An 11,268-nucleotide genomic window follows, 5' to 3' on the forward strand; every position below is an offset into this window, starting at 1 on the left:
AAAAAACAGAAAAATGAAGAAAATTAAATATTATATATTCTTCCTGCTCGGTGCTGCAATGATTGCAAGTTGCGACAACGAGCTGACAGAAGACGTCAAGATGGGCATCCGCGTTGAACAGGACGGCGTGTCAATGCAGGGCGACGTCGTAACAGTAAAGGCTGGCACACCAGTAGTGTTCAACTTCTCAGGCGAACCCGACAACATCATGTTCTACAGCGGCGAGCCGGGTGCTGTATATGCACATCGTCAACGTACTGAAGTAGCTCCTGAGGATATCGAATCGGCAATACTGCACTTCAAGATTGGCACACAGTACGGCAAGACATACGAGAATACTCTCGAAATGTTAGTAAGCGACCAGTTTGAGGGTCTCGCCAAGAACGATTTCAAGAAGGACTCTGTACTCGTTGAGAAGTTTGCATGGAACGAGCTCGTTGCAAAGAGCGAACTTCCTGACAAGCCAAACATTCAGAAAGAATACACTGTCGACGTAACAAAATATCTTGGCAAGCCTATGACACTGGCTATACACTACCAGGCTATTGACGATGCCAAGAACTCAATGCCACGTTACAACTTCTCTGAGATGTACATCGAGAACGTACGCAAGGACGGTATCGTGTCGAAGTTCATGCCGAGCCAGTACGGATTTACAGCTGTCAACATGATGTGCAACCACCACCTCGAGAAGCAGGCTGGCATGAAGACCAACCGCGAGTACGGCACAATGACAAACAACACACCCGGTATCTGGAACGTGGTAAATGCACAGAACGGTGGCTTCTACATCGCTGGCGGTGGCGGTAAGACAGGCAACAAAAACGGCTGGCTCGTTTCTGACGGCTTGATTACCACATACTGTGAACCTGACCAGGGCACTGTCATCAAGAACATAACACAGAATGTTGAGAACTACACCTATACATATAATAAGGTGGGCGAATACAAGGCAACATTCATCGCAACAAAGGTTAACTACAAGAATGATTCAAGAATGATGAAGGAGTTGACCATTAAGGTTGTTGAGTAATATTAAGAGAGGGTGTGTCAATCACACCCTCCTTTTAACTCTTTTAACTCCTTAAGCTCATAAAAGAAACGAAATCCGATATCAAAATGAACCTAAAGAACAACATACTCGCCACCGTCATCGGCTTAAGCGGCGTATGTGCAACAGCACAAGCCCAGATGTACGACGACCCTCGTATGTTCTCGTTTGAGAACAAGCAGGAACTCTCGTATATCAAGACCTGCAAGTCGGCCGTTGAACTGAGTGACGCGCATTGGAGAAACGGCAAGACTTCATTGCAGTGGACATTCCAGCCAGGTGCCTCGCTGTCAATAAAGAAAGACTTGCAGTTTGAGCCGCTCGACAAGAGCGGTGTCGACAACTATCTGTCGGCTTTCATCGTATGGGTATACAACGAACAACCTCAGAAGGACAAACAAATCCGTTTCAACTTCCTGAAGGACGGCAAGCAGTGCACCTCATTTCCCGTCAACATCAACTTCCGTGGTTGGCGTGGTATATGGGTTTGCTACGAACGCGACATGGAGGGCACTCCCGAAGTGGGCATGAACGAGATACGTATCGACGCTCCCGACGTTAAGGGCAAGCTCTACTTCGACCATCTCATCACTGCCATCAAGGTAGACCCGCGTCAGCAGACTGCCGATATGCAGATTCCTTTTGTCAACAAGAAGACAAAGACCCATTGGCTTGTGGTATTGAAGAACTACAATACTCAGCCCGATATTCCGTTGACCGAACTCACACAGCAGAACCGCCAACAGATAAAGGTTATCGAAGAGCGATTCCGTGAACTCATCTATACACCAAGCAAGTTGTACCCGAAGCACATGGACGAGCTTCGCTCGAAGTTTGCCAAGTACAACATCAGCCGCAAGAACGGCAACATCACGGGTACACCTATCTGGTATGTACGCCACGCCGAGGCTTACGAGCGCATCATCAAGCCGTGGGACAAGAACATATTGACCCGCACGGGTTTTGAAATGCTTGAGTATTTCAATCTTATGCAGAAGATTGCATTCGCATGGAACAACGCTACCGAAGCTTCCGACAAGGCCGAACTGAAGAAGATGTTCCTACTCATGTACGACAACATAACCGACCAGGGTGTGTGCTGGGGCAGCTGCTGGGGCAATGTACATCACTATGGCTACTCGCTGCGTAACATGTATTCAGCCTATTTCCTTATGAAGGATGTGCTGCGCGAGGAAGGTAAGCTTGAAGAGGCTGTGAACACCATGATATGGTACTCGCAGACCAACGAGCTGTACACAAAACCAGTAGAAAACGGTATGGACATGGACACATTCAATACCGCCGCACAGGGTTGCATGGCAAGCATATTGCTCATGGACGATTCGCCTGAGAAATTACGCTATCTGCGCTCTTGCAGCCGTTGGCTCGACTGGGGCTGCCGTCCGGCACAAGGATTGAACGACTCGTTCAAGATTGACGGTTCTGCTTATCATCACTGCAACAACTATCCTGCATATGCTATCGGAGGACTGAGCGGAGCAACACAGATGATATACCTGTTCAGCGGAACCGATTTTGCAGTAGGTGAACTGGCTCATCAGACTGTAAAGAACGCGCTTCTGGCTATGCGTTTCTACTGCAACAAGCTGGAGTTCCCACTCTCTATGTCGGGCAGACATCCCGACGGCAAGGGCAAGCTAATGCCGATACATTATGGTTACATGGCTCTCTCAGGCACACCCGACGGCAAACAACGGTTCGACCGTGAGATGGGTAACGCCTATCTACGACTTGCCACTAACGTAAAGAACGTACTCGACAAGAAGATAAAGCAGAAAATCGTAACAATGGGAAGTACTCCCGAAGACGATCCGCAAGGCAATATGGCACTGGGCTATGCCTGTGTATCGGTACAGAGACGCAACAACTGGTCGGCAGTGGTACGCGGACACAGCCGCTATCTGTGGGATGCCGAGCACTACATCGGCGAGAACCTTTACGGTCGCTACCTCGGATTCGGAAGCTTGCAGATTCTGACTGCACCTACAGGAACCGACGTTACACCGAAGACAAGCGGATGGCAACAGCCTGGATTTGACTGGAACCGCATACCAGGTACTACATCTATCCATCTGCCTTGGGCAGAACTGAAGGCTCAGGTACGCAACGTGGACACCTTCTCGGGTGTAGAAGAAATGCTGCTATCGGACGAAGCCTTTGCAGGCGGACTCTCACAGCGTGGCGTAAACGGCAACTTTGGAATGAAGCTGCACGAGCATGACAAGTACGACGGATCGCATAGAGCACGCAAGTCGTTCCACTTCTTCGACAACGTGATTGTTTGTCTCGGCACTGGCATTGAGAATACCGACTCTAAGCACAACACTGAGACAACAGTATTCCAGATGGCTGCTACTGACGGCAAGGCACAGAACTATTGGAAGAACTACGCTGTAGGCAACGGCAAGTCATGGCTCGACCACGCTGGCACGGGATATTATACTCCGCAACCGGTTAAGTTCACAGGTCTTGTAAAGCAGGAATCACGTATGCAGAACACCGACAAGCAGACCGAAGGACAGTGGGCATCGCTCTACTTCGACCACGGTAAGGCTCCGAAGAACGCTTCGTACGAGTATGCTGTTATCCCTCAGACCACACGCGAGAAGATTGACGCCTTCGCTGCCGCTCCTACCTACAAGGTACTGCGCGCCGACAACGAGGCTCACATCGTAAGCTCTGACGCTACTCACACCGTATCGTATGTACTGTTCGAGACTCCGAAGGACGTACTGCCCGGCGGTCCGCTGCTCAAGGCAGACACCACATGTCTGGCAATGGTACGCATGATAAACTCCAAGAAGATGCTGCTCACCGTGACACAGCCCGACCTGGCGCTCTATCGCGGACCAAACGACGACATATACAAGGACGGCAAACGTGTGGAGCGTAGCGTATACAGCCGCAAATGGCGCAGCAACGCAAGCCAGGAGATTCCCGTTCGCGTGACACTGCGCGGTAAGTGGAACTTCACTGGTAACGAAGCCATCAAACTCGTAGAGCAGACCAAAAAGTCGACAACTATCGAGTTTGTATGCACCGACGGATTGAGCTTCAATGTAGAGCTGGAGAAATAAATAGTAATAAAGAAATAAAAAACTAATAACAAAACAAATGAATAACATTAACAAGACAATTGCTGCCTTATTCATGGTAGCTACTTTCCTTCCGATGTCTGCACAGACAACAGCTAAGAAAGAATGCTGCAAGGAGAAGACAGAGTGTGGCAAGACATTGTGCTGCAAGACTGGCTGCGAGAAAATGAAGCAGCGCATGGACAAGACAGCAAGTGACGACGTTAACTTCGCTACTCGTCAGTACACTCTCATGCTCGACCAGGTAGGTCGCAAGGGCAAGGTGAACAACCCACGTACTATCGACAAGTTGGGCCGTCTGGTTTGTGTTCCTATCGACGACTGGTGCTCAGGCTTCTTCGCTGGCGACCTCTGGGAGATGTACAAGCTCACAGGCGACAAGCAGTGGGCAGTACAGGCTAAGCGATTCACTGAGAACCTCGACTCTATACAGTACCTCACATGGCACCACGACGTTGGCTTCATGATTGGCAGCAGCTACCTCAACGGCTACCGCATCAATCCTTCGAAGGCTTACAAGAAGGTAATCGTTCAGACTGCCAAGTCGCTCAGCACACGTTTCCGCAAGGGAGCTGGCGTTATCCAGTCATGGAATGTTGACCGCGGATGGCAGTCGAAGCGCGGATGGACTTGTCCGGTTATCATCGACAACATGATGAACCTTGAACTTCTGTTTGAGGCTACAAAGCTCAGTGGCGACTCTACATACTGGAAGGTGGCAACAAGCCACGCTGACGCTACTCTGAAGAACCACTTCCGCGAGGACGGCAGCTGCTACCACGTAATCGACTACAACCCCAACACAGGTGAGGTTCTGCACAAGCACACAGCTCAGGGCTACGCTCACGAGAGTGTATGGGCACGCGGACAGGCTTGGGCTATCTACGGCTTCACAGTTTGCTACCGCTATACAAAGAACAAGAAGTATCTCGACCAGGCTGTACGCACACTCAACATGATGTTGCGCCACCCGAACATGCCGAACGACCTCGTTCCTTACTGGGACCTAAATGCTCCCAATATTCCTAACGAGCCGCGCGACGTTTCTACAGCTGCCTGCATCGCTTCTGCTCTGTATGAAATGGATAAGTATCTGCCCGAGAACGGCTACCATAGCCTTGCTGACCGCATCATGACATCGCTCTCTTCACCTGCTTACCTCGCTGAGCTTGGCAAGAACGGATGCTGGTTGCTTATGCACTCTGTAGGTAGTATTCCTCACGGTGCCGAAATCGACGTTCCTCTGAACTATGCCGACTACTACTTCTTGGAGGCTTTGAACAGAAGATAATAAACAAATAAAACCCAAAGCCCCACCCCCTGACCCCTCCCCCGCAGGGAGGGGTCAGGGGGTGGGGCTTCTTTTTTACTTATGAAAAAACTATTTACCATTCTATTTGCGGCTTTGTCCGCCACAACTTCGCTTCATGCCCAAACCACCACACCGGCATGGCAGAAGTTTGTGAACAATGCAGACGACAATGTTCTGCTTGACTTCTCGTATGCCGGCTATCATCACGGCACCGAACTGCCTGTTGACGAAAGAGACGTGAATGTACTTGCCAAGAAACTTGGCTATAAAGTATATAATGTATGCGACTATGGCGCTATACGTGACGACGGAAAGTCTGACCGTAAAGCATTTGAGGATATTATTAATAAAATAGGCAGAGGCAAGCCTAATGCTAAAGCCATTATCTATTTCCCCGAGGGTGAGTATATTCTGCACTCTAAAGACGACAATACAACAAACGCAGAAACAGGCAAGGTGACATCAAACACCCTAAACCTTGTGATGGGACACGTTATCATCAAGGGTGCCGGACGCGACAAAACCTTCCTCACAATGGAAGACCCTATGCTGCCTACCGACCCAAATGTTATGTACAGCTCGCCTAAAATGATTTCTATCCGTCATAATGGAGGTAAAGGCGACTCACCGCTTACTAAAGTGACAGGTTCTGCCAAGAAGGGCGACATGTCGATTGAGGTAGTAGACGCATCAAAATTGAAAGTTGGCGATTGGGTGAAACTTATCTTACTTAACAATGACAAGGAAGTCATAGAGGAAGAACTTAAACCATATCCAGTTCAAAGTTCTATGACAAACCTTATTAATAAAGGTGTTAACGTAGTAGACCGCCATCAGATAAAGTCAATAGACGGAAATCGCATCGTCTTTGAAGAACCTATCATGCACGCTGTCAATCCTGCCTACGGATGGGAGATAACGACATACTTACACTATGAAGAGGTAGGTGTAGAAGACCTTACTTTCAAAGGAAAAGCCAAGAAAAATTTCCATCACCACGCAGGTTGGGAAGACGACGGAGCCTACAAGCCGCTCGACTTTATGCGACAAGTTAACTCATGGGTGCGTCGTGTAGACTTCATCAGCATCAGCGAATGTATGACATTCTCAGAATGTGCCAACTGCTTCTTGCTCGACTCTGAGATAAGCGGCAACCGTGGACACTCATCGGTACGTATGCAATATTCTGCTCGCGGATTTATCGGCAAGGTATGGGATCATAGCAACGGCTATCTGAATGACGACAAAGAATTCAAAGAGTATAAGGAGAACCTCGGACAGTATCATGCTTGCGGCATCTCAAAGCAGAGCATAGGCAACGTGATATGGCAGTGTCATTGGGGCGACGACTCATGCTTTGAAAGCCACGCCACTCAGCCACGTGCTTCACTCTTCGACCAGTGCTGCGGTGGATTTATGCAGTTCCGTATGGGTGGTGCCCTTGATCAGTTGCCCAATCATTTGGACGACCTGACAATGTGGAACTTCAACTGCCTTGCCACAAATCCTAACGACCCAAAAGAATTCAACTGGTGGATATACGATCAAAAAAACGGCTGGTATAAGACGCTTCCTCCTACATTCGTTGGATTCCACGGCAAAAACGTTTCGTTCAAGGAAGACGAGATGAAACTCAACGAAAACCAGGGTAAGGAAGTTTTGCCAGGTTCGCTTTATGAGGCACAGCTTACACGTCGACTTGGAAGTACACCGCAATGGCTTATCGATGCCAAGAACATAACAACTGGTATTGAGTCGGTTAAAACATTTGAGAATACCGACAACTCAGACAACAAGACATACGATCTGAACGGTATGCCTGTAGGCAAGAACTATAAGGGCGTTGTCGTGAAGAAAGGAAAGAAAATGCTTAACGGCGTTATGTAAACGTTGCAGGCATTACACATTGAACTTTTTTGTAATGCAAATATTAGGAGGCTATGGCGGGGACGCCATAGCCTCCTAATATATCCTGACATCAACAATCACCTGACTGCCCACTGACTCATTGATACGCTTCACAATACGTGAGCGCATCATGGTGAGGTCCTGACGAAGCGCAGGATTGAGAATCTTGACAAAAAGAGTCTGATTCTTGATGAACTTCTCGCCCGTATAGCGGGCAATAGAAGGTCCCATAAGCGTGTCCCAAGCATCCACAGCACGCTTCTGCAGCAAGGGAGTTTCGAGTCCCTCGCGGCGCAAATACATATTCAGCAAGTCGCTGATAGATTGAACATCACGTCTGAACATTGTCTTTATCTTATAGCGTGTGTGGTTTGATCTCTCCACCCTCTACATCAAACAATTTGTAGTCGTAGCCTACACTCTGCAGAATGCGGTCGAGATGGTCACGATTAGTATCAGTTATGAATATCTGGCCGAAGCCGTCGCCCGATACGAGCTTGACAATCTGCTCTACCCTATGGGCATCAAGTTTGTCGAAAATATCGTCGAGAAGCAACAGTGGCGTGGTAAGCGAAGACGTGCGACGCAGAAAGTCGAACTGTGCGAGCTTCAACGCAATGACGTAAGTCTTGTTCTGACCCTGCGAACCTTCACGTCGCATCTGGTAGTCGCCGAGCAACATCTCAAGGTCGTCGCGATGAACACCATGCAGCGAATAGCCAACGGCACGATCCTTGAAGCGGTCGCGCTGAATGACATCGAGCAACGGACCACGCTGCGCATGCGACACATATCGCAACGACACCTGCTCGCGTCCGTCCGAAATGTGACTGTATATCTCCTGAAACACAGGAATCATACGCTCTACGAAATTCTCACGTGCATGGAAAATAGCCTCGCCATGGCGCGCCATCTCCATCTCCCAGATATCAAGCAACGAAGCGTCAGGCTCATCATCCATCTTGAGCAAGGCGTTGCGCTGCTGCAGAGCCTTATTATAACTGTTCAAGGCTTCGATATAGGTATTGTCATACTGCGATATAACAACGTCCATAAGTCGGCGACGCTCCTCACTTCCGCCCGAAATAAGCGTTGTGTCGTCGGGCGAAACAAATATCAATGGTATAAGTCCCAAGTGCATCGACAGACGCTTATACTCTTTCTTGTCGCGCTTGAAGTGTTTCTTGGTGCCGCGCTTCATGCCGCAATAGATATCAACAGGGTCGCCCGACTCATTCTCATACCGTCCGTCAAGAACAAAGAAGTCCTCGCCATGCGTGATAATCTGCGAATCGACAGGATTGGACGAACTGCGACAGAACGAAAGATAATAAACGGCATCGAGAAAGTTGGTCTTACCCTCGCCGTTGTGTCCGAGAAAGCAGTTCATCTTAGGCGACAAATCGAGTGTCGCCTCACGAATGTTCTTGAAATTTAGTATGGAAATTTTATTTAATATCATGCACTTATACTATTACTGTGCAAAGTTACCCCATTTATTATTGAAAAAAGAAAAAAAGGGACAATAAATTTCAATATTCGGGATAAATTGAGTAATTTTGCGACGCATTTGTGCCTACTATCCAACATAAAAAAATACTAATAAATAAGCATGTTTGGACATAGTTGCACAGCTATGCATTAATACAGAAATCTAAAAAAAACAATAAATGGCAAACAAAATCGACTTTGGGGCTAACTCACACGTAGAGACCCCCAGTAAATCTGAAGCAATTTTCGTAAAGTTCAAGAAGCAGATTCTCATCGCAGTAGCAGCTATCATCGTTATCATAGCTGGTGTAATTATGTACAACGCTTATGTTGCTGGTCCGCGTGAGGACAAGGCAAGCACAGCATTGGCAAAGGGTCAGCAGTACTTCAATCAGGAGCAGTTTGACAAGGCTCTCAACGGTGACGGTGCAAGCTACGCTGGATTCATCAAGATAGCAAGCGACTACAGCGGCACTGACGCTGCCAACCTCGCTAACCTCTATGCTGGTATCTGCTACGCCAACCTTGGCAAGTGGAACGAGGCAGTTACAACTCTTGAGAAATTCTCTTCAAAGAGCGACGCTATGATCAGCCCTGCTGCTATGGCAGCTCTCGGCAACGCTTATGCCAATACAGGCAATGTAGACAAGGCTATCTCAGCACTGAAGAAGGCTGCCGACATGGCTGACAGCAAGGCTGCTGACGACACAAACAACAGCCTCTCACCTACATTTCTCATCCAGGCTGCACAGCTGCTTGAGAGCCAGAACAAGAACGACGAGGCACTCAAGATCTATCAGGACATCAAGAAGAAGTACGTAAACTCACAGATTGTACAGTCTGCAGAGATTGACAAGTACATCGAACGCATCACTGAGAAATAATAAATCATGGCAACAGCACTTCACAACCTTTCCGACTACGACTTCAATGCTATTCCCGACGCCAGCAACATGTGCTTCGGTATCGTTGTAGCCGAATGGAACGAGGACATCACTGGTGCACTGCTCGACGGAGCCGTTAAGACTCTTGAAAAGCACGGTGCACTGCCTGAGAACATCCACGTGAAGACCGTTCCGGGTAGCTTCGAGCTTATCTACGGTGCTCATCAGATGGTATTGCACGGCGGATACGACGCAGTGATTATTCTTGGCAGCGTGATTCGTGGCGAGACTCCTCACTTCGACTATATCTGTCAGGGCGTTACAGCAGGCATAGCACGACTCAACACCACAAGCGAGATACCTATTATATATGGTCTGCTTACCACTAACGACAAGCAGCAGGCTCTCGACCGTTGCGGTGGCAAATATGGCAACAAGGGCGACGAATGCGCAATCGACGCCATTAAGATGGCAAAGTTCTAAGATTTTATCTAACTATAGAATACTTAAAAAGCTCAATATCCATAATGTTTTGGATATTGAGCTTTTTCTGTTTATGTATGTTTCGGCTGCAGCTACAGCTGTATTATGTCTTTGGTATCAGCCTTGCTCGATACGCTCCTTACACTGCTCCATAAGCCATTTGGGAGTACTTGTGGCTCCACAGATGCCCACGGTATGAACTTCGTCGGTAAACCACGCCATGTCTATCTCATCAGCACTTTCTATCTGATAGCTGTTAGGATTGACGCTGTGACATTCCTTGAACAATACCTTACCATTGCTGCTCTTTCGTCCCGACACAAACAGTACAAGGTCGTGACGTGAGGCGAACGTAGCGATGTTGGGCATACGGTTGGCAACCTGTCGGCAGATGGTGTCAAAACTCTGGAACTTAGCTTCTTCACTCATGTGCTCCTGTATGTATTCTATGACACGATGAAACCCGTCGAGCGACTTAGTGGTCTGCGAATACAGATAGATGTCGCGCGAGAAGTCAAGACTCTTCACGTCTTCCACCTTCTCTACTACAATGGCATGACTTGAGGTCTGCCCTACCAGTCCCAACACCTCAGCATGTCCACGCTTGCCGAAGATTACTATCTGTGCCTCGGGATTGGTGTCATACTGGCGCTTGATGCGGCGTTGCAGTGCAAGCACCACCGGACATGTAGCGTCTATTATCTCTATGTTGTTCTGTTTTGCCAACTCATAGGTCTCAGGCGGTTCGCCATGCGCACGCAACAGCACCTTGACATCGTGCAGTCGACGCATCTCCTCATGATTGATAGTTATCAATCCGTTGGCATGCAGGCGCTCCACCTCCATACCATTATGCACAATATCACCAAGACAATACAGCGTATTGCCTCCAGAGAGTTCCTCCTCTGCCTTCTTTATGGCAGTGGTAACGCCAAAGCAGAAACCACTACCCTCGTCTATTTCTATTTTCATATAAATTTTATAAAAAGCCCCACAAAAGCCCCTCACTGCCCCACAAAGCCC

9 protein-coding genes are annotated in these 11,268 nt (G+C 48.4%); 6 read left to right on the forward strand and 3 right to left on the reverse strand.

The annotated features are described in order from the left end of the window. Window positions 1-13 precede the first annotated feature (13 nt). The 4 genes from I6E49_RS01750 (at window position 14) to I6E49_RS01765 (ending at window position 7,366) form a co-directional block, all read left to right on the forward strand. Window positions 14-1,033: a DUF5017 domain-containing protein gene (locus I6E49_RS01750; RefSeq protein WP_235400113.1), complete on the forward strand. Its 1,020-nt coding sequence runs from the start codon at window positions 14-16 to the stop codon at window positions 1,031-1,033. Window positions 1,034-1,119: 86 nt separating this feature from the next. Then, window positions 1,120-4,149, forward strand: a complete 3,030-nt coding sequence (locus tag I6E49_RS01755) for a chondroitinase family polysaccharide lyase (RefSeq protein WP_262911496.1) — start codon at window positions 1,120-1,122, stop codon at window positions 4,147-4,149. Between the two features lie 184 nt (window positions 4,150-4,333). After that, window positions 4,334-5,458 (forward strand): glycoside hydrolase family 88 protein, encoded by a 1,125-nt coding sequence (locus tag I6E49_RS01760; protein ID WP_235400120.1) that lies wholly within the window; start codon window positions 4,334-4,336, stop codon window positions 5,456-5,458. Between the two features lie 81 nt (window positions 5,459-5,539). Further along, window positions 5,540-7,366, forward strand: coding sequence for a DUF4955 domain-containing protein (locus I6E49_RS01765; protein WP_235400114.1), 1,827 nt, complete (start codon window positions 5,540-5,542; stop codon window positions 7,364-7,366). Between the two features lie 75 nt (window positions 7,367-7,441). Here the strand turns inward: I6E49_RS01765 and I6E49_RS01770 are convergent, their stop codons facing one another. Both I6E49_RS01770 and recF read right to left on the reverse strand, forming a co-directional pair. Beyond that, complete coding sequence (locus tag I6E49_RS01770; RefSeq protein WP_235400115.1) at window positions 7,442-7,732, reverse strand: DUF721 domain-containing protein; 291 nt, start codon at window positions 7,730-7,732, stop codon at window positions 7,442-7,444. Between the two features lie 10 nt (window positions 7,733-7,742). Next, entirely contained in the window at window positions 7,743-8,849 is a 1,107-nt protein-coding gene (recF, locus tag I6E49_RS01775; RefSeq protein ID WP_235400116.1) for a DNA replication/repair protein RecF, read from the reverse strand. A gap of 208 nt (window positions 8,850-9,057) precedes the next feature. Here recF and I6E49_RS01780 point away from each other — a divergent pair, with 208 nt between their 5' ends. Next, window positions 9,058-9,762, forward strand: a complete 705-nt coding sequence (locus tag I6E49_RS01780; RefSeq protein WP_235394606.1) for a tetratricopeptide repeat protein — start codon at window positions 9,058-9,060, stop codon at window positions 9,760-9,762. Window positions 9,763-9,768: 6 nt separating this feature from the next. After that, the gene (ribH, locus tag I6E49_RS01785) at window positions 9,769-10,245 is read left to right on the forward strand and encodes a 6,7-dimethyl-8-ribityllumazine synthase (RefSeq protein WP_235394605.1); all 477 of its coding nucleotides are present in this window, start codon (window positions 9,769-9,771) and stop codon (window positions 10,243-10,245) included. 117 nt (window positions 10,246-10,362) lie between these two features. On the opposite strand, the gene I6E49_RS01790 is transcribed toward ribH, so the two are convergent. After that, on the reverse strand, window positions 10,363-11,217 hold the full coding sequence (locus tag I6E49_RS01790) for a 4-hydroxy-3-methylbut-2-enyl diphosphate reductase (RefSeq protein ID WP_235400117.1): 855 nt from the start codon (window positions 11,215-11,217) through the stop codon (window positions 10,363-10,365). Window positions 11,218-11,268: the final 51 nt, after the last annotated feature.

This window comes from Leyella stercorea, from assembly GCF_021531655.1.